Below are 19,571 nucleotides of genomic sequence, written 5' to 3'. Positions count from 1 at the left end.
TTGTCCCTTTCCTTTGCTCATTCTTTAACTCATTCACCTACCCACTCATTCATTCACCGCATGATTAACACCATTGCCAAGCTCGGCGTTTTCAACGTGTGGGCCAACGAAACGCTGCTGCGTCGCCTCGACTCGTCGGTGGCGGCCGGCAAAGAGGCGCCGCAGCCGGCGCTGCGCATCTTCAGCCACGTCATCAACGCCCAGGCCATCTGGATTGCGCGCCTCTCGGGCACGGCTAGCCCACTCAAGGTGTGGCAGGAGCACGACCTGGCCGGCCTGCACCACTGGCACGAGCAAACCTCGCAGGCCTTTGCCGACCTCTGCGCCAACGCCGACGAAACCGAGCTGCTCCGCCACATTCAATACTCTAATTCCCAAGGCGATGCGTTTGACTCGCAGGTGAGCGATATCCTCACCCACTGCGTAGTGCACGCCAGCTACCACCGCGGCCAGGTGGCTGTGAAGATGCGCGAAGGCGGCCTGGAGCCCGTCAACTCCGACTTCATCACCTACTGCCGCGAGCAGGCCGGCCAGGTAACCCCGCAGCTGTAAAACGGAGTGGCACTCCGTTTCCCGTCGAACGAGTCGTTCGCGCGGAAACGGGGGCCCCAAGTCGTTCGTGCGAAAACGGAGTGCTACTCCGTTTTACAAGTTTGGCAGGCCACCTGGCATTTAGTTGCGGGGTGGTCTGTTCGCGTTTAGGGCCCCTGCGTATAGCTGGGCAGTACGTCCATTCTCATGAAAATTCTGCTGGTCGAAGACGAGCCGCCGCTGGCCTCGTTCGTTAAAAAAGGCTTTGCCCACGAAGGCTACGACCTCACCGTGGCCTACGACGGGCGCACGGGCTGGTCGCTCTACGAGCAGCAGCCCTACGACTTGGTGATACTCGACGTGAACCTGCCCTACGTGAGCGGCGTGGAGTTGTGCCGGCGCATTCGGGCGCACAGCCGGCGGGTGCCGGTACTGCTGCTCACGGCCCTCGACAGCCTCGACGACAAGGAGGCGGGCTTCGCGGCTGGGGCCGATGATTACTTGGTTAAGCCCTTTGAATTCAGGGAATTATTGATGCGCGCCCGGGCCCTTACGCAGCGTTACGCTGCCGCCGGCGGCGAGCGCCACGAGCTGCGCATGGCCGACCTCGTGCTCGACCTCGACGCCAAAACGGTGGCCCGCGCCGGCCAGCGCATCGCCCTCACCACCCGCGAGTACTCGCTGCTGGAGCACCTGCTGCGCAACCGCGGCCGCGTGGTGTCGCGCGTGGACATTGCCGAGCGCGTCTGGGACCTGGACTTTGACACCACTACCAACGTCATCGACGTGTACGTGAGCTACTTGCGCAAGAAGCTGGACCGCGATTTTTCGCCCAAGCTCATCCATACTGTGGTGGGCATGGGGTACGTAATGCGGGAGGAGTAGGTAGCGTGGCTTGTCATTGCGAGCGCAGCGCAGTGGAGCGCGGCAATCTTCCTAGTCCTTCGCTTCGTTATTACGACTAACCTGGGCGTGAAGGAAAGATTGCCGCGCTCCACTGCGTTGCGCTCACAATGATAAGACTGCTTCTAAACCAGCAACGATAACATGCTGATTCGCAATAAGCTGATGCTGCGCTTTACGCTGGTAGTACTGGCGATTCAGGTCAGCTTTTCGGCGTTCATTTATTACTTCAATGCCAGCACGCGGGCGCAGCGCTTTGAGCACCGGCTGGGCACCAGTGCCACGCTGGCGGGGCGGCTGCTCATCCGGCCCGGCAAGCTCGAAACCGGGCAGCTCGGCAGCCTGCGCCGCCGCGATTTGCTGACGCTGCCCGAAGAGCAAATCAGCATTTACGGGCCCGGCGGCGCGCTGCGCTACAGCAGCGCCGACAACATTGACCAGGGCCCCAACCGAGCGCGGCTGGGGGCCCTGCAACCGGGCCGGCTGGTGAGCTTCCGGGCCGAGGGGCGGCGCGAGGCAGTGGGCCGCGCCTACGACCACGACGGCGCACGGTACGCCATTTTTGTCTCGGCCGACGACCAAGTGGGCTGGGCGCGGCAGCACCAACTGGGCTTGCTATTGCTGCTGGGTAATGTGGGGGCCCTGGCGCTCACCATTTTGGCAGGCTGGTACTTTGCGGGGGCGGCGCTGGCTCCGGTGGCCCGCATTGGACGGCAGGCGGGGCGCATCTCAGCCACCAACCTGGGCCGGCGGCTGTCGGAGGGCAACGGGCGCGACGAGCTGGCCCAGCTGGCGCGCACCTTCAACACCATGCTGGCCGGGCTGGAGCAGGCATTTGAGGCGCAGCGAAGCTTCCTGGCCCACGCCTCGCACGAGCTGCGCACGCCCCTCACCACCCTCACCGGCACCCTCGAAACGGCCCTGGCCTACGACGCCACCCTGCCCGACGCCCGCGAAAGCCTGGCCCATTCGCTCGACGCGGCCCGCCACTTGCAGGGCCTCACCGCCAGCCTATTGGCCCTGGCCAAGGCCGACGGCACGCTGCCGCCCTTCAGCCCCGTGCGCCTCGATGAGTGCCTGGGCCAGGCCCTCGATTTTGCCCGCGCCAAGTACCCCGGCCGCGAGTTTCGGCTGGCTTTCGGGGCCCTGCCCACTGAGGCCGAGGCCGACGTGTTTATGCTGCCCGGCAACGCCGAGCTGCTCACCACGGCCCTGCTCAACCTGCTCGACAACGCCGCAAAGTACTCGGCCGGCCCCGTGCTGGCCGAGCTGGCCTACGAGGGCCCCGCCACCCTGCGCGTGCGCGTGGCCGATGCCGGCCCCGGCCTCAGCCCCGAAGAGCTCAGCCACATTTACGAGCCGCTGTACCGCGCCGCTGGGGCCATGGGCCGACCCGGCTACGGCCTGGGCCTACCCCTCACCCAGCGCATTGTGCGCCGCCACGAGGGCCGGCTGGAACTGACCTCGGCCGTGGGCCAGGGCACGGCGGCCACGGTGTGGCTGCCGGCCTCGCCGGTGTAGGGGAAAGAAATAGCGGCAAAGAGCCCGTCATGCAGACCGCGGGGAAGCAGCTCGCTTGCGTCGTTGCAACGGCATTGATTATTGCTGCGAGCGGGCTGCTTCCCCGCGGTCTGCATGACATTTGGCTACCCGAGCGCCGAGCCGGCATTCACTCCATTTTCATCTTTTCTAATACGGTTCTCATACCGTTTTAATGTCGCGGGGGGTCCTTTGTGGCAGTTGACACTGCCCCGCTTGCCCATGTCCAATCCATTTCGGTCGTTAAATTTCCTGGCGTTGCTGCTGGCGGGGGCCCTGGTGTTATCGCTGGTCCTCAATGGCTTCCTGCTGTACAGCCGTGCCCCGGCCACGGCCGACTACGAGGACCTCCAGGAAACCGAAGCCGACTTGCGCCTCACCCAGCGCATGCTGGCCCGCTGCCAGTCCGAACACCAGCGCCAAGACAGCCTGCTGGCCCTGCGGCCCGTACTACCCAGGGCCCTAACTACCGCCTCGGCTCAGTAGCCCGCCTGGGACTTTTTGCTTGCTCATTTTTCTTTTCATATGAATTCCTTATTTCGCCGCGTGCTCCTTCGTCCTTTTGCCCTGGCAGCCGCGGCTGGCGGGCTGCTGCTAAGCGGCTGCGGCAAGGGCCAGGCCGAAACCGCCAAGGCCGACGCGGCCCCCCAGGTACCGGTGGTGGCCCTGCGCACCACCGATCAGCGCCTCTACCACGAGCACGTGGCCGACATTCAAGCCGAGCGCAACGTGGAGGTACGGGCCAAAGTGCGCGGCTTCCTCGACCATATTTTTGTGGATGAGGGCAAGTTTGTGAAGAAGGGCCAGGCCCTGTTTCAAATCAACCCCAGCGAATACCAAAACCAACTGGCCAGCGCCAGAGCCGCTGAAACCAGCGCCGAAGCCGAGGTAGCCTCGGCACGGGTGCAGCTAGGGCGCGTGCAGCTACTGGTGGGCAAAAACATCATCGCCAAAACTGAAACCGATTTAGCGCTGGCCAACCTACGCACCGCGCAATCGCACGTGGCCGAGGCCCGCGCCCGCCAAGCCACCGCCCGCCTCAACCTCAACTACACCCTGGTGCGCGCCCCTTTTGACGGCATTATCAACCGCATTCCGCTCAAAGTGGGTAGCCTTATTGAAGACACCACGCTGCTCACCACCGTATCGGACCTGAGCCAGGTGCTCGTCTACTTTGAAGTGCCTGAAAACGAGTACCTAGAGCTTACCCGGTTGCGCCAGGAGCACCCCGACCAGAGCCGCTCCGACACCATCGCGCTGGTGCTGGCCGATGGCAGCCGCTACCCCTACCCCGGCTACATCGAGACCTCGGAGGGCGAGATTGACGAAAACACCGGCTCCATCGCCTTCCGCGCCCGCTTCGACAACCCGCAGCACCTGCTCAAGCACGGCGCTACCGGCCGCGTGCGCCTCACCAACGTGGTAAATGACGCGCTGCTGGTGCCCCAAAAGGCCGTGTTTGAGATTCAGGACAAGAGCTACGTCTATGTGCTTGACAGCAATAATGTTGCTCACACCCGCAGCTTTATACCCGGTACCCGTACTGGCGACGACTACGTGGTAAAAAGCGGCCTGAAGCGCGGCGAGCGCGTGGTGTACGAAGGCACGCAGCAGATGAAAGACGGGATGAAAGTGGTGCCCCGCAAAGCTGAAGTGCCCCAACAAACCGAGGCCCCAGCCGTGGCAAAAGTGCACTAGTCCCTGTTGCGCGGGCTTTGTAGTCCACAAATCCAACGTCAAGTCTACGAGTCTGTTAGCTGCTCTCAAATGCTATAAAACGCGGACTGCAAAGTCCGCGCAACCTACCCTATGTTCGATATATTCATTCGCCGCCCGGTCCTCTCGCTGGTTATCTCCTTGCTGATAACCTTGCTGGGCGGGCTGGCGCTGTTTCAGCTGCCCATCACGCAGTTTCCCGACATCGTGCCGCCCTCCGTGACCGTGACGGCGCACTACACGGGTGCCAACGCCGAGGTGTGCGCCAAGGCCGTAGCCACACCGCTGGAGCGCGCCATCAACGGTGTGCCGGGCATGACGTCGATGACGTCGGTAAACAGCAACGACGGCACCACGCTCATCGAGGTGTTTTTTCAGGTGGGCACCGACCCCGACCTGGCGGCCGTGGCCGTGCAGGGCCGCGTGCAAACCGTAATTGACGAGCTGCCTGAGGAGGTAATTAAGGCCGGCGTGACGGCCGAAAAGGAGGTAAACTCCATGCTGCTCTACCTCAACATCACGAGCACTGACAAGGCGGCGGGCGAGAAGTTTATTTATAACTTCGCTGATATCAACATCTTGCAGGAGCTCAAGCGCATCAACGGCGTGGGCCTAGCTGAGATTATGGGCGCCCGCGAATACTCGATGCGCGTGTGGCTGAAACCCGACCGCATGGCTGCCTACAACGTGGGCACCGAGGACGTGGTGGCCGCCATCCGGGCCGAAAACGTGGAGGCCGCCCCCGGCAAATCGGGCGAAAGCTCGGGCCGCAAGGCCAACGACCTGCAATACGTGCTGCGCTACACTGGTAAAATGTTCGAGCCCGAGCAGTACCGCAACATCGTGCTGCGGGCCAACCCCGATGGCTCGGTGCTGAAGCTCAAGCAGGTAGCCGACATTGAATTTGGCTCGCTCACCTACGGCATGGTGTCGAAGGAAGACGGGCGGCCCTCGGCGGCCATCATGCTCAAGCAGCGCCCCGGCTCCAACGCCAGCGAGGTTATCGCGGGCGTAAAGGCGCGCATGGCCGAGCTAAAAGCCACCAGCTTCCCGCCTGGCATGACTTACAGCATCGCCTACGACGTGTCGCGCTTCCTCGACGCCAGTATCCACGAGGTACTCAAAACGCTGGTGGAGGCCTTTATTCTGGTGTTCATCGTGGTGTTCCTGTTTTTGCAGGACTTCCGCTCCACGCTCATCCCGGCGCTGGCGGTACCGGTGGCGCTCATCGGCACGCTGTTCATTATGAGCCTTTTGGGCTTCAGTATCAACTTGCTGACGCTCTTTGCCTTGGTGCTCGCCATCGGTATCGTGGTCGATGATGCCATTGTGGTGGTCGAGGCGGTGCATGCCAAAATGCACAACGAGCACTTGGCGCCTCGGGAGGCCACGTTCGCGGCCATGCACGAAATTAGCGGCGCTATCGTGGCTATTACCTTGGTAATGACGGCGGTATTCGTGCCCACGTCGTTCCTGAGTGGGCCGGTGGGCGTGTTCTACCGGCAGTTTTCGCTCACGCTGGCGTCGGCTATTTTGATTTCGGCTATCAATGCCCTGACCTTGACGCCGGCCTTGTGCTCACTGCTGCTCAAGCCGGTGGAGCACAACGAGAACCCAGGGCTGATGGCCCGGTTTTTCAACTGGTTTAATGCCCGCTACGACAACCTGGCCAACGGCTACAAGAAGGTGCTGAGCGTGGTGGCGAACCGCCGCGTCATTACCCTAGGGGCCCTGCTGGTGTTCATTGGGCTGGCGTATGGCACGAGCCAGATTCTGCCCGCCGGCTTCATTCCGACCGAAGACCAGGGCATGATTTACGTGAACGTGACCACGCCCGCCGGCGCCACCGTGGAGCGCACCGAGGAAGTACTCGATGAAATTCAGAAGGTGGCGGCCAAGCTCAAGCCCGTGGAATCAGTTTCGACGCTGGCCGGCTACAGCCTGCTCAACGACGTGGCGGGCTCGACCTACGGCATGGGCATGATAAACCTGGCCGCTTGGGAAGGCCGCGAGCAATCGGTGGATGAGCTGATTACGGAGCTGCGCGAAAAGACGAAAGGCATTTCTGATGCCACCATCGAATTCTTCCCGCCGCCCGCCGTGCCGGGCTTTGGCAACGCCAGCGGCGTCGAGCTGCGCGTGCTCGACAAGTCGGGCACCGGCAACTTGCAGCGCACCGCCGACGTCACCAAAGACTTTATCACGGCCCTTGAGAAAACGCCCGCCGTGGGCTCGGCTTTCACCAACTACGACGCCAGCTTTCCGCAGTACCTCATCCATGTGGACCAGGAGCAGGCCGCCAAAAAAGGCGTGACCGTGGACCAGGCCATGAGCACCCTGCAAACGCTGATTGGCAGCTACTACGCCTCCAACTTCATCCGCTTCGGGCAGCTCTATAAGGTGATGGTGCAGGCCAGCCCCGAGTACCGCACCAACCCCGACGACCTACTTAAGCTGTACGTCAAGAACAACCGCGGCGAGCTCGTGCCCTACTCCACCTTCGTGCGCCTCGAGCGCGTGTACGGCCCCGACCAGCTCACGCGCTACAACATGTATACCTCGGCCATGGTGAGCAGCGAAAACGCGCCCGGCCACAGCACCGGCGACGTCATTAAGTCCGTTGAGGAAACTGCTAAGAAGGTACTGCCCAAGGGCTTTACGTTTGAGTGGAGCGGCATGACCCGCGAGCAAGTGCTGTCGGGCGACCAGGCGATATACATTTTTGCGCTGGTTATCGTGTTCGTCTACCTCATTTTGGCGGCCCAGTACGAGAGCTTTTTGCTGCCGCTGCCGGTGCTGCTGAGCTTGCCCACGGGCATTTTCGGGGCGTTTTTATTCCTAAAAATACTGGGCCTCGAAAACAACATCTACGCCCAAGTGGCGCTGGTGATGCTCATCGGGTTGCTGGGCAAAAACGCCATCTTGGTCATTGAGGTGGCCGAGCAGCGGCGGCGAGCCGGGGCCTCCGTTTTCGATGCTGTTATCGAGGGTACGCTCTCGCGCCTGCGGCCCATTCTAATGACCTCGTTCGCCTTCATCCTGGGTTTGATGCCGCTGGTAGTGGCCGACGGCGCGGGGGCCCTGGGCAACCGCAGCATCGGCACGGCGGCGGCGGGCGGCATGCTGCTGGGCACCACCTTCGGCCTGCTGCTGGTGCCGGGGCTCTACGTCATTTTCGCGGGCATGATAAAGGTGGAGAAGAAGGAAGAGCCGGTGACCGAAGCCGTGGAGGAAGAAGCGGAGGCGGCGCACGCCTAGGCGTGGCGGCCCCGGGGGCCCCACCCTTTGGGCCCCTACTCCCTCCTTTGCGGGGGAAGAGGCCTGACAATTATTGAATTTGACTTACATACTGATGTTTTTAGCAAGGCTTTTCTCTTCTTTTTCCAGCAACCAAAAAGCCGCCCGGCTCCCCTCCCCCGCAGGGTTGCGCGCGCTAAGCGGAGAAAAGCCGGGGGTAGGGCCCCACGCCCGGCGAGCTTTTGCCGCCGCGACCAGCGTGCTGCTATTGGCCCTGGGCGCCTGCCAAACCACCGCCCCCCGCAACTACCCCGCCGCCACCCCACTGCCCGGCACCTACGGCTACCCCGCCGCGGGCGACAGCACCAGCATCGGCGACCTGCCGTGGCAAAAATTCTTTGCCGACCGCACGCTCATCGGCCTCATCGACACGGCCTTGCAGCAAAACCTAGACCTGCGCCAGGCCAGCCAGCGCGTAGAGCAGGCCCGCGCCAACGTGCTGGAGCGCCGCGCCGCCTTGCTGCCCAGCGTCAACGCCACGGGCTCGGCGGGCTACGACCGCTACGGGCGCTACACCATGACCGGGGTGGGCAACTACGATACCAACTTGTCGCAGAATATCGACGGCAACCAACGGGTGCCCACCTCTGTCACGCCCGACTATTTCCTGGGCCTGCGCAGCACCTGGGAAGTGGACCTGTGGGGCCGCTTGCGCAGCTTGCGCAACGCCGCCCAGGGCCGCCTGCTGGCCTCGGAGCAGGGCCGGCAGCTCGTAGTTACGGGTATTGTGGCGGAGGTAGCCAACAATTACTACGAGCTGCTGACGCTTGATAACCAGCTAGCTACCTTGCAGCGCAACCTCGTGCTACAAGAGCGGGCCTTCGAGATTACCAAGGTGCAGAAGCTGGCCGGCCGCGCCACCGAGCTGGCTGTGCAACAGTTTCAGGCGCAGTTGCTGCGCACCCGCAGCCTGGTCTTCGAAAACCGGCAGCGCGTCGTCGAAACCGAAAACCAGCTCAACCAGCTGCTGGGCCGCTACCCGGGCCGCATTGCGCGGCCCGCCGAATTGGCCGAGGTGCAGGTGCCCGCCCGCCTATTGGCCGGCATGCCCGCCCGCCTGGTGCTGCGCCGCCCCGACGTGCGCCAGGCCGAGCTGACCCTGGCCGCCAACGGGGCCGACCTCGACGCAGCCCGGGCCGCGTTTTTGCCGGCCCTCACCCTCACGCCCTACGCCGGGGTCAATGCCTTTCGGTCGTCGCTTCTGTTTGAGCCCAGCTCGATAGTGGCGGGTATTTTGGGCGGCCTCAGCGCGCCCATCCTCAACCGCCGCGCCCTGCGCGCCCAGCGCAACCGCGCCACGGCGGCCAGCCTCGAAGCCTACTTTGCCTATCAGAAAATCCTGCAAACCAGCGTGCGCGAGGTCACCAACAGCCTGCGCGGCGTGGCCAACTACGACAGTGCCGTGGTGCTGCGCCGCCAGGAAGTAGTCGTGCTGCGCCGCGCCGTTGAAACCGCTTCCCTGCTGCAATACACCGGCTACGCCACGTACCTGGAGATAATTACGGCCCAGCGCAGCGTGCTCGACGCCGAACTGAGCCTGGCCGAGCTGCGCCGCACCCAGTTGCTGCAAGCCGTGGCCCTGTACCGCGCCCTGGGCGGCGGCGTGCGGTAAGCAGGGGCCCCGCGGTGAAACGCTAGAACAGTCGGCGGGTTGGTTGTTATAGGGCCCCACGACTTACCCAACCCAATGCCTACCGCTCCCGTTCTCACCGCCGACCAACTGGCCACCGGCCTCACATATGCCGCCTACCGCCAGCACATCACCGACGTACTGGCCCAGGCCCCCGACCCGCAGCTGGCCAAAATGCGGCCTTATTACCAGGAAGGCGAAGCCCGCATGAACGCGCTGGCCCCCACGGTGGCCGTGCTGCCCGAGCTGCAAGCAGCGCTGCAACGCCTTGCCCAGCCATACGTGTGGGTGGTCATCACCGAAGGCTGGTGCGGCGACGCGGCCCAAATTGTGCCCGTCATCGAAGCCGTGGCGCAGGCCAGCGGCGGCCGCCTTACTACCCGCTATTTCCTGCGCGACGCCCACCCCGACCTCATCGACCGCTACCTCACCAACGGCGGCCGTGCCATCCCGATGACCGTCGTGCTCCACGCCGACGCGCTGACCGAAGCCGCTGTGTGGGGCCCCCGCCCGGCCCCGGCCCAAACGTTGTTCCAGGACTTAAAAGCCAGCCAAACGCCCTTCGCCGAGTTGGCCGCCCAGCTCCACGGCTGGTACGCCCAGGACGCCACCCGCACCACCCAGCACGAGCTGCTGGCCCTGGTGCAAAAGCTGGCGTAGGGCCCCCGCACGGCTCGCAACGCAAACGGCCACTTCTCTAGCGAGAAGTGGCCGTTTTACATTTATACAACAGACAAACAGCGGTTTAATTTAACTTGGTGACGCCCAAATCGGTAACCTGGTCGTTGGTGACCGTCACGCCAGCACGCACCACCTTGTTGTAGGCCGGCTGGCCGGCCGGCGCCGCCACGGTGGGGAAGAACTGCACCTGGTACGTGCCGGCGGGCAGGGCCCCCAGCTGGAAAGCGCCCGAAGCGTCGGCAAACGTGCTCACGGTATCGGGCCCCACAACCGAAGAACGAATGGCCAGCACCTGCGGCCGGGCCACGGCCGGGTTCACGGTGCCGCGCAGGCCGCCTTTGAGGTCTTGGGCCACTAGCCGGATGACGGGCTTGAGCAGATACCGCTCTTTTTTGTCGTTGCCGGCCCGCCAGTTGCCCCGCTCCACGATGGACTTGGCCACGTCGAAGTCGAGCAGCAACTGAAACGTCTCGCGCTGCCTGAGCGTGACCTTGTCCAGCTTCAGCTTTACGCCCGAGGTTTGGCCACTGGGCGTTTTCAGGTCGTACTGCTGGCCGTCGGTGCCCACCACGTAGCTGTTGGGGCCCAAAAGGAGCCGGATTTCCTTCAAGTCACCGGGCGCGAAGTCGGTGTTCACCAGCAAGGCCGACTTGCCGTTCACGTAATCGAGCACGTTCACCACCTGGGGCGAGAACGCCAGCGTTTGCCAGCCGTTGGGGTCGTTTTCTTCTTTCAAGTGCACTTCAATCTGCCGCACGTCCAGCGCCACGGCGCTGAAGTTGCCGGGCGCATCCGTCAGGCGCACTTCCAGTTTGGCCGAATCGGTCCCAGCGTCGTCCGAAGAAGACTTCGAGCAGCTACCCAAGCTTAGCAGCGCCGTGCCAGCTAATCCGAAAAGAGTATATTTTATCATGTTCAATTACAAGTAGGTGAGGGCAATAAATAATGCGGCCCGACAATCCATTGATTGCCGGGCCACTCAGTTTGGGTTTTACAAAAACGCTGCCAAAAACAGCATTCAGAAGGCTATTTCTTCGCTGTGTCGGCCGGAGCAGCGGTTTTTTTACGGCCCCCAAACAAGCTGTTGAGGCCCGCGCCGATGGCTTGCTTAGCCTTTTCCTGGGCCTCCAGCTTCTTCTTCTGCACCTCCAGGTTCAGCTGCTCTTGCGAGTTTTGCTGGGTGGTAGCGGTGGCTTTCTGAGTGCTGTCGGTTTTTGCCCGGTTCTTGGTGGCCAGGCCCAGCAGGGCGTCGGTGAGCTTGGTTTTCACCACGTTGGTCACAATGGTTTTGCCCTGGTCCTTGAGGCTGCCGCTGGTCAGCTTCACCACCGGGCTCGTCACGTTGCCGCCGATGTTCAGGCCCAACGTCACGCGGTCGGTGCCCTGAATGTTTTGCACGCCGGTGAGCTGCGTGAGCTTGCCGCTCAGTGCGTTGCCCAGTTTGCCGGTGGGCACGTTGATGGCCGTGACGTAGGAGAGCAGGCCCGCCAGGCTGTTCGAGCCACCGATGGTCATCTTCACGTCGCCCACCGCCAGGTCAAACGGCTTCACCACGAAGTTGCCGTTCACGATTTCGGCGTTCACGATGCGGTTCAACACTTGCAGGTTTTTCAGCTCGGGCAGCGACGTCAAGCTCGAAATCTGCGAAAGCACCGGCGACTGCAACACGCTGGCTTTCACAATGTCGAACAAGCCCTTGCCGCTCAGCGAGCTCAGCTTGGGCAGCATGTCTTCGCCCATTTCGCCGCTCACGCTGAAGTTGGTGCCGAACACGCCCTGCACCGCCGAGGCCAGCGGCACCAGCGCCTTCACCGTGTTGAAGGCCTTGAAGGCGTTCTGGAAATCCAAGTTCTTGATGTTCAGCCCTATGTCAAACTTGGGGTGGGCCAGGTTCTGGGTGTTGTAGCTGCCGTTGGTACCAAAGGTGGCCCCCAGCGTGTTGAAGGTCAGATTTTTGAGCGTGGCCACTTCGTTCTTCACCGCTACTGTGCCGCTGGCGTTGGTCAGCTTCAGGTTGTCGTAGGTCACGTTGTCCACCTTGCTGTTCAGCACTAGGTCGAAGAACTTGGGAATCGGCACCACGCCGTTGGCCTTGGCCGGGGCCCCCTTGCCGGTGGCGGTTGATTTCTCGCTCACCGGGTCCACCATAAATTCGTTCACGTTGAAGTTGTGCGAAGTCACGTTCATCGTGCCTTTCAGCGCCTGGCCCGGCGTGAAGAGGTAGCCCAAGTAGTTGCTTACCGTGCCGTTGGCCGCAAAGTCGGAGCTGCCGGCCGTGCCGTTCACGTTTTGCAGCACAATCTGGTTGTTGTTGAACGTGCCCGCTGCGCTGCTGATGTTCACGCCCTGCGGCAGGTCTTTGCTCTTGTACGTCACGTTCTTGGCCTGCACCGTGCCGCTAGCTTTCACGTTCTGGTAGCGGCCGGCTTCCACGTCGGCCATGTTGCCGGCGGCGGCGATGTTGCCACTCACGCGCCCGGTCACGGTCATGCCCTCCAGCGGGAAAATCTTGGTGATTTTGGTCAGGTCCACCGTACCCTTCACGTTGGCATCGAACACCGGCTGGTTGATGTTGTGAGCCGTGAGGCGCCCATCGAGCGGCTCGCCCTCCAGCACCATGTGGAATTGGGGCAGATTGATCTGGGTGTCGTTCACCTGACCCGTCGTGTTCACCACCGTCCCGCTCAGGTTGATGTCCTCAATCGGGGCCGGAAACTTGTTCGACTTCACGTAGCCGTTGGTCATTTTAATGGCGGCGTTCACCACCGGCATCTGCGTTTTCGAGTACGTGCCCTTGCCCGTGGCGTCCACCGCCAGTTGGCCGCGCATGTTTAGGCCGGCCACGGGGTACACCTTCAGGGCCTCGGCCAGGTTCACGTTGGCCTTCACGCGGCCGTCCACCTTCATCGGCTCCAGGCCGTCGATGGTCACGTTGCCGTCCACCGGGTTGGGCCCCAGGTCGAGGTGGAATTGCGACACGTTCACTTTCACGTTGTTGGTGAAGCCCGAGGGGTTGTCCACCACCATCTTCACGTTGATGTTCTTGGCTTCCTGCGGCAAGTCGGGGTACTTGAAGCGGCCGTTGGTCACGGCCAGGTTCACGCCGTAGCCGGGCATCCGAAGCGCATTTTGCGTGCCCTTGTAGTAGCCGTCGAAGGCCACCTTGCCGCTGGTTTCCACGTTCTTGAACTTGTCGGTGTAGACACCCGGCACCAGGCTGAGTAGCGTTTTGAAGTCTGTCTCCAGGGCCTTAAACGTCACGTCGTAGGTGATGTCCGTGGCGTTGGGCAGCCCGATGGCCCCAGCAAAGCTGAACGGAAAGTCGTTGAGCTTGATCTTATTGTCTTTGAACGTGTACAGGTTTTTGTTCAGGTCCATGTTCATCGTCACGTCGGCGTCGAGCTTCTTGTCCGTCACGTAGGCCACGCCGCCGTAGGTCATGTCGAGGCGGCCGGCTGTCGTTTTCGACGTCATCTCGAACACGTTGCTGGCGAAGTCGCCGCTGCCGGTGTGGTTCACCTGGCGGGCCTCCATGCGGAAGGGCAGCGTCAGGTCTTCGTAGCGCAGGTGGCCGTCGGTCATTTTCCAGCCCTTGATGGCCAGCCGCACCTGGCTGGTGTCCTGACCCTTGGCGGCGGCCGCCGAGTCCGAAATCATCACGTCCCAGTTGGTTAGCCCGCTTTTCAGCACCCGCAGGCTGATGTCGGGCCGGTCTAGCTCCACGTTGTTGATCTTGATTTCCTGGCCCTTAAGCACCGTCATCACGTCGAGCCCCACGCGCAGGCCGGGCAGGTAGGCCAGCGTGTCGCGCCGGAACGAGTCGAGTCCAATCACGCGCAAGTCCTTGATGTCCAGCGTCAGGTCGGGAAAGGAGTGGAGCACGCTCACGTCGATGTTGGCGGGGTCGTACTGCACCGTAGCGCGCACGCGCTGGGCAATCTGCTTGTCGGCCAGGGCCCTAAGTTTGTCTTTAAACAAGAGCGGCGCGGCCACCACGGCCGCCAGCAGCAGCACCACCACTATTCCCAAACCAATCAGAATCTTCCGCATAGCCAGTTGTACTAAAGTGAATTGGGCAAAAATAGAACGGCCACCGCTGCCCACGCCTTAAACGGCAGCGCCGGGCCCGGGTGTTCATTTGCAGGGCCCCCGGGCGTACTTTCGTTGGCCGGCCGTACCAAAACCGGGCCCAACTGCGTTTTGCCTGCCCTTATGCTCTGCTCTCTACCACTGCGCGGGGCCCCGGCCCGCTGGCTGGGGCGCGGCGCGGCGCTGCTGCTGGCCGTGGGCCTGGCCGCGCCCGCCGCCCAGGCCCAGGACGTGTACTTTTCGCAGCCCTTCGCCACGCGCTTGCACGCCAACCCGGCCTTCACCGGCCTGCTCGACGACTACAGCGTGACGCTGGCCTACCGCAACCAGCTGCCTACGCTGGCGGGCTCGTTTGTGACGACCCAAGCCGCGGCCGACTGGCGGCCCGACAAGCCCGGCCAGCACCACGCCTTCGGCCTGCTCGTGGACCAGGACCGGGCGGGCGCCGTGGGCTATACCCGCTTCCAGGCGGGGGCCCTGTACGCCTACCACACCCGCCTAACCCGGCAGGTGGCCCTGAGCGGGGGCCTGCGCGCTAGCTACGGCCGCCAGCGCGTGAGCTACGGCAACTTCACGTTCGGCGACCAGATTTCGGCCGACGGGCAGATCACGGGCCCCTCGGCCGAGGCCATCGACTTCGCTCCCACCAACTACCTCAGCGTGGGCACCGGCGTGGTGCTGTATTCCGACCAGGCCTGGCTGAGCATTGCCGGGCAGCACCTCAACCAGCCCAGCCTCGGGTTTCGGGGCCAAAGCCAGCTGCCGCTGCTGTTGAATGTGAGCGGCGGCTACAAATTTTTTGCCGTGAAACCGGGCCCCGGCCGCGCCGACCGCGAGCTGAGTTATACGCCCGTAGCGGCCTACAGCCGGCAGGGCGGCTCGCAGCGCGTCGAGGCCGGATTGTATTTCACCGCGTCGCCCGTCACGCTGGGGGCCGTGTACCGCAACCTTTTCGGCAACACCGGCGTTGGGCCGCAGCACGTACTGGCGGTGGTAGCGGGCGTGCAGACCGGGGGCCTGCGCCTGGGCTATAGCTACGACGTGGGCCTGAGCAGCTTAAGCGCAAATTTGGGTGGGGCCCACGAAATAACTTTGGCCATCCGGGCGTTTGACAAGCTCGAAAATGCCTACCAACGCCTGCGCCGGAGAAATTATCCTATTGCGCCTTGCCCGGCATTCTAGATTCTTTGTAATATTGCATTTAAATTGCAACCGAATTACTACTGATAACGATTCTTCACCCCTAGTTGAACTAGTCCAGTCATGAAATTATCCAACTATCTATGCCTGGGCGCACTTGCTCTCGGGGCCCTGGCGAGCTGCAAGGACGGCCAGCGCAGTGCTACTAACCCCGGCAAGGAATCGTCGACCACGGGGGTTGAATACAACACGGAAAAGGGCATGCAGGTGTCCAGCTACAAGGGCATTCCGGCCGGCCCGGGCCTCGTATTCATCGAGGGTGGCCGCACCGTACTGGGCACCCAGGAGGAGGACGTGACCCTCTCGCACGACAACATGGAGCGCACCGTCACCATTGCCTCGTTCTATATGGACGAAGCCGAGGTGGCTAACATTCACTGGCTGGAATATTTGCACTATATCCGCACCGACTCGGCCGAAGAATTCTATAAGTCGGCCCTGCCCGACACCACCGTGTGGGCCCGCGACCTGTCGTTCAACGACCCCTACGTGACTTATTACCTGCGCTACCCCGGCTTCCGCTACTTCCCCGTGGTGGGCGTGAGCTGGCTGCAAGCCAACGACTACTGCACCTGGCGCACCGCCAAGGTGAACGAAGGCCTGGCCGGGGAGATAAACGAATCGAGCAGCAAGAAAAAAGGCGGGGGCTTGTTCTCGCGCAAAAAGAAGGGCGACACCGCCGCCGAAGGCACTGCTGCTGCCGATAGCAAGAACCGCATTTCCATCGAAAACGGCAACACGCTGCCCAACTACCGCCTGCCCACCGAGGCTGAGTGGGAGTACGCCGCCCTGGCCCTCATCGGCACCCAGGAAGTGGGCAACGAGAACCAGGAAGAAAAACGCATTTACCCCTGGGACGGCCGCACCACCCGCAACGCCTACGGCCGCAAGCAGGGCCAGTTTCTGGCCAACTTTAAGCGTGGCCGCGGCGACTACGCCGGCATTGCCGGTAGCCTGAACGACGGCGCCATGATTACGGAGCAGATTTATGCCTACCCGCCCAACGACTACGGCCTCTACAACATGGCCGGCAACGTAAACGAGTGGGTGCAGGACGTGTACCGCCCCCTCTCGTACCAGGACGTGGAAGACCTGAACCCCTTCCGCCGCAACGGCGTGCTTGACCCCGCCGACAAGTACGACAAGAAAGGTTACCAGTCGCTGATCGACGACAAAGTGCGCGTGTACAAAGGCGGCTCGTGGCGCGACGTGGCCTACTGGCTCTCGCCCGGCACCCGCCGCTTCATGGCCCAGGATTCGGCCACGGCTACCATCGGCTTCCGCTGCGCCATGATCAACGCCGGCTCGAACAAGTAATTCGTTTCGGTTGAAATACACAAGAGGCCACTCCCCGCGGGGAGTGGCCTCTTGCTTTTTAGGGCCCCTGGCGACTTAGGCGCAGGCGATGGTGGCAATGCTGATTTCCAGGGCCCCGGCGGCTAGCAAGGCCGCCCCGCAGGCTTCGAGGGTGGCGCCGGTGGTCAGCACATCGTCCACGAGCAGCACGCGGCGGCCGGCTACGGCGCTGGCATCGGCGGCTTCGAACACGGTGGCCACGTTGTCCCAGCGCTCGGCGCGGTTCTTTTTGGTTTGGGTATCCGTGTGGGCGGTGCGGCGCAGGGCCGGGGCCCAGGGCAAAGCCAGGCCGGCCGATAAGCCTTCGGCAAACACCTCGGCTTGGTTGAAGCCGCGCTTGGCCAGCTTGCGCGGGTGCAGCGGCACGGGCACGATGAGGTCGAAGTCGGCCGCGAGGCCCGCGGCGGCCAGTTCGGCGCCGTAGAGGCGGCCCAGGGCCGTGCCCACGTCGCGCTGGCCGCCGTACTTGAGGCCGTGCAGCAGCCGTTGCACCCGGCCCTGGCGCACAAACTGCAAGTAGCTGAGGGCGTGGCGCACGGGCAGCTTGCCCCAGAAGCGGCGGCCCAGCGGGTTGGCCTCGGGCGGCAGGCGGTGGAAGTCGGTGTAGGGCAGCTCGGCGCGGCAACTGGTGCAGAGGTGCGCTTCGCCCCGGGCCAGTGGCTCGCGGCAGGCCGGGCACAGGCGCGGGAAAACCAGGCCCACGAAGTCGGCCAGCCAGGAGCGGAGCATGGGCGTAAATTTGTGTTTTAGCTTCAGTTACTAGGCGCTGTCATGCTGACGGAGGAAGCATCCCATTACGCTTGCAGCGTAGCCCTACCGGGAAAAGATGCCTCCTCCGTCAGCATGACGACTACCTAAAAGATTGGACGAACAACAAATAACCGACAATTCTGCCATGTCCCAAGTAACCGAATTCAACGACTACCGCCAGCGGATGAACGAGAAGATTCTCGCCGCCGACAACAAGGTAATCAAGCGCTTTTTCAACCTTGATACCAACACCTACGCCGCGGGGGCCCTCGACGTGAAGACCAAGGAAATGCTGGGCCTGGCCTGCTCCATGGTGCTGCGCTGCGACGATTGCATCAAGTACCACCTGGGCAAGTGCTTCGAGGAAAAGCTCTCGGACGAAGAGATTTACGAGGTGTTTGCCATCGCCAACCTCATCGGGGGCAGCATCGTCATCCCGCACTTCCGCCGGGCGGTGGAGTACTGGGAGATCCTAAAGGAGGAAGCTGGCCAGGGCCTGCCCGCGCCCGACCACGCGCACGCCCACGGGGCCCCCGCCGCATGAGCGACGACCTGAACCCGGGCCCGGAACACCTCGAAACCGAGGCCGACTTCGAGCACCGCTGGAACGTGCTGCTCAACGAGATGGAAACCCGCTTCGGCAAGCGCCCCGACCTGAACGCGCTGCTGCTGCTCATCGGCGTGCAGGAGCTGGGGCAGGGCGTGGCCGAATTCACCAAGGAGCAGAAGCAGGACCTGATGCACATCGCCACCTGCAAGCTCTTCAGCCTCAGCGGCCACTACGAGCTGGAGCGCGTGGACGAGGACGGCTGGCCGCACTACAAGTTGCTGCGCCCAGTGCCTTTTGCCTTCCTCAAAGAGCAGGAGCGCATGATGAAGTGGCACATGCTGGAATATTTTAGTTTGGACGATTAGTTGCCAACCGTTGTCATTCCGAGCGCAGCGAGGAATCTGAAATTGCTATTCAATGAGCATTACTCAGATTCCTCGCTGCGCTCGGAATGACAACGGTTGGCAACCGGTTGGCTCAGTAATAATTAACAATTCATTCGCTTTTGAAAATCATTTCTTACAACGTCAACGGCCTGCGCTCGGCCCTGAGCAAGGGGCTGCTCGACTGGGTGCAGCAGGCCGACCCCGACGTGCTGTGCCTTCAGGAAATAAAGGCCGGCGTGGGGCCCCTGGACGTGTCGGGCTTCGAGGCGCTGGGCTACTACGCCTACTTGCACCCGGCCCAAAAGCCCGGCTACAGCGGCGTGGCCACATTCTCGAAAACCAAGCCCGTGGCCGTGGTGCACGGCTGCGGCACGCCCGCCTACGACGACGAGGGCCGCGTGCTACGACTTGATTTTGACGACGTTTCGGTGCTGAACACCTACATGCCGTCGGGCACGAGCGGGCCGGCGCGGCAGGCCTTCAAGGTGGAGTGGCTGCATTTTTTCCGGCGCTACGTGGCCGGGCTGCGGGCCGCGGGCGGGGCCCCGCTGCTCATCGGCGGCGACTTCAACTGTTGCCAAACCGAAATCGACCTGCACAACCCCAAGGCCAACCAGCAGAGCCCCGGCTACACGCCCGAGGAGCGCCAGTGGTTCCGCGACCTGCTGGCCGACGGCTTCGTGGACACCTTCCGCCACCACCACCCGGGGGCCCCGGGCCACTACTCGTGGTGGAGCTACCGGGCCGGCTCGCGCGGGCGCAACGTGGGCTGGCGCCTCGACCACTGGCTGGCCGACGACGCGCTAACGCCGCGCCTGGCAGCGGCCGGCCTGCTGCCCGACGCCGTGCACTCCGACCACTGCCCGGCCTGGGTGGAGCTGGGGTAGGGCCGGGGCCCCGCGGATTGAACTAACGCCGCCCCGCTGTGCGTATCTTTCCCGGA

At 63.0% G+C, this 19,571-nt stretch carries 16 protein-coding genes; 13 read left to right on the top strand and 3 right to left on the bottom strand.

Going from position 1 to position 19,571, the window contains the following annotated elements; translation table 11 throughout:
* Nucleotides 1-60 precede the first annotated feature (60 nt).
* From EAH73_RS18415 to EAH73_RS18380, 8 genes are all read left to right on the top strand, one after another.
* Entirely contained in the window at nucleotides 61-552 is a 492-nt protein-coding gene (locus tag EAH73_RS18415; protein WP_140468895.1) for a DinB family protein, read from the top strand.
* Nucleotides 553-738: 186 nt separating this feature from the next.
* Nucleotides 739-1,416, top strand: coding sequence for a response regulator transcription factor (locus tag EAH73_RS18410; protein ID WP_140468894.1), 678 nt, complete (start codon nucleotides 739-741; stop codon nucleotides 1,414-1,416).
* A 162-nt stretch (nucleotides 1,417-1,578) separates the two neighbouring features.
* Entirely contained in the window at nucleotides 1,579-2,955 is a 1,377-nt protein-coding gene (locus tag EAH73_RS18405) for a sensor histidine kinase (protein ID WP_140468893.1), read from the top strand.
* Nucleotides 2,956-3,195: 240 nt separating this feature from the next.
* A complete protein-coding gene (locus EAH73_RS18400) occupies nucleotides 3,196-3,459 on the top strand; it encodes a hypothetical protein (RefSeq protein WP_140468892.1) in 264 nt (87 codons plus the stop codon).
* 39 nt (nucleotides 3,460-3,498) lie between these two features.
* Nucleotides 3,499-4,671, top strand: coding sequence for an efflux RND transporter periplasmic adaptor subunit (locus EAH73_RS18395; RefSeq protein ID WP_140468891.1), 1,173 nt, complete (start codon nucleotides 3,499-3,501; stop codon nucleotides 4,669-4,671).
* Nucleotides 4,672-4,782: 111 nt separating this feature from the next.
* Nucleotides 4,783-7,947: an efflux RND transporter permease subunit gene (locus tag EAH73_RS18390; RefSeq protein WP_140468890.1), complete on the top strand. Its 3,165-nt coding sequence runs from the start codon at nucleotides 4,783-4,785 to the stop codon at nucleotides 7,945-7,947.
* Nucleotides 7,948-8,185: 238 nt separating this feature from the next.
* Nucleotides 8,186-9,598, top strand: a complete 1,413-nt coding sequence (locus tag EAH73_RS18385) for an efflux transporter outer membrane subunit (protein ID WP_240047329.1) — start codon at nucleotides 8,186-8,188, stop codon at nucleotides 9,596-9,598.
* Nucleotides 9,599-9,673: 75 nt separating this feature from the next.
* A complete protein-coding gene (locus tag EAH73_RS18380) occupies nucleotides 9,674-10,276 on the top strand; it encodes a thioredoxin family protein (RefSeq protein ID WP_140468888.1) in 603 nt (200 codons plus the stop codon).
* Nucleotides 10,277-10,361: 85 nt separating this feature from the next.
* Here the strand turns inward: EAH73_RS18380 and EAH73_RS18375 are convergent, their stop codons facing one another.
* Together EAH73_RS18375 and EAH73_RS18370 are read right to left on the bottom strand one after the other, a co-directional pair.
* Nucleotides 10,362-11,210, bottom strand: coding sequence for a DUF4382 domain-containing protein (locus EAH73_RS18375; protein ID WP_140468887.1), 849 nt, complete (start codon nucleotides 11,208-11,210; stop codon nucleotides 10,362-10,364).
* Between the two features lie 113 nt (nucleotides 11,211-11,323).
* The gene (locus EAH73_RS18370) at nucleotides 11,324-14,347 is read right to left on the bottom strand and encodes an AsmA-like C-terminal region-containing protein (RefSeq protein WP_140468886.1); all 3,024 of its coding nucleotides are present in this window, start codon (nucleotides 14,345-14,347) and stop codon (nucleotides 11,324-11,326) included.
* 162 nt (nucleotides 14,348-14,509) lie between these two features.
* Between EAH73_RS18370 and EAH73_RS18365 the strand changes: the two genes are divergently transcribed.
* A complete protein-coding gene (locus EAH73_RS18365; protein WP_140468885.1) occupies nucleotides 14,510-15,568 on the top strand; it encodes a PorP/SprF family type IX secretion system membrane protein in 1,059 nt (352 codons plus the stop codon).
* A gap of 81 nt (nucleotides 15,569-15,649) precedes the next feature.
* The gene (locus tag EAH73_RS18360; protein ID WP_140468884.1) at nucleotides 15,650-16,903 is read left to right on the top strand and encodes an SUMF1/EgtB/PvdO family nonheme iron enzyme; all 1,254 of its coding nucleotides are present in this window, start codon (nucleotides 15,650-15,652) and stop codon (nucleotides 16,901-16,903) included.
* Between the two features lie 75 nt (nucleotides 16,904-16,978).
* Here the strand turns inward: EAH73_RS18360 and EAH73_RS18355 are convergent, their stop codons facing one another.
* The gene (locus EAH73_RS18355; RefSeq protein ID WP_140468883.1) at nucleotides 16,979-17,671 is read right to left on the bottom strand and encodes a ComF family protein; all 693 of its coding nucleotides are present in this window, start codon (nucleotides 17,669-17,671) and stop codon (nucleotides 16,979-16,981) included.
* A 166-nt stretch (nucleotides 17,672-17,837) separates the two neighbouring features.
* Between EAH73_RS18355 and EAH73_RS18350 the strand changes: the two genes are divergently transcribed.
* The 3 genes from EAH73_RS18350 (at nucleotide 17,838) to EAH73_RS18340 (ending at nucleotide 19,515) form a co-directional block, all read left to right on the top strand.
* Nucleotides 17,838-18,236 (top strand): carboxymuconolactone decarboxylase family protein, encoded by a 399-nt coding sequence (locus EAH73_RS18350; protein WP_140468882.1) that lies wholly within the window; start codon nucleotides 17,838-17,840, stop codon nucleotides 18,234-18,236.
* On the top strand, nucleotides 18,233-18,607 hold the full coding sequence (locus EAH73_RS18345) for a hypothetical protein (protein WP_140468881.1): 375 nt from the start codon (nucleotides 18,233-18,235) through the stop codon (nucleotides 18,605-18,607). The genes EAH73_RS18350 and EAH73_RS18345 overlap by 4 nt, the downstream gene beginning before the upstream one ends.
* A gap of 140 nt (nucleotides 18,608-18,747) precedes the next feature.
* Nucleotides 18,748-19,515, top strand: a complete 768-nt coding sequence (locus tag EAH73_RS18340; RefSeq protein ID WP_140468880.1) for an exodeoxyribonuclease III — start codon at nucleotides 18,748-18,750, stop codon at nucleotides 19,513-19,515.
* The last annotated feature ends 56 nt before the right edge of the window (nucleotides 19,516-19,571 follow it).

Source organism: Hymenobacter nivis (assembly GCF_006439025.1).
In the GTDB taxonomy this organism is placed as follows: domain Bacteria; phylum Bacteroidota; class Bacteroidia; order Cytophagales; family Hymenobacteraceae; genus Hymenobacter; species Hymenobacter nivis_A.
This window is presented reverse-complemented; position numbering and strand designations above follow the sequence as displayed.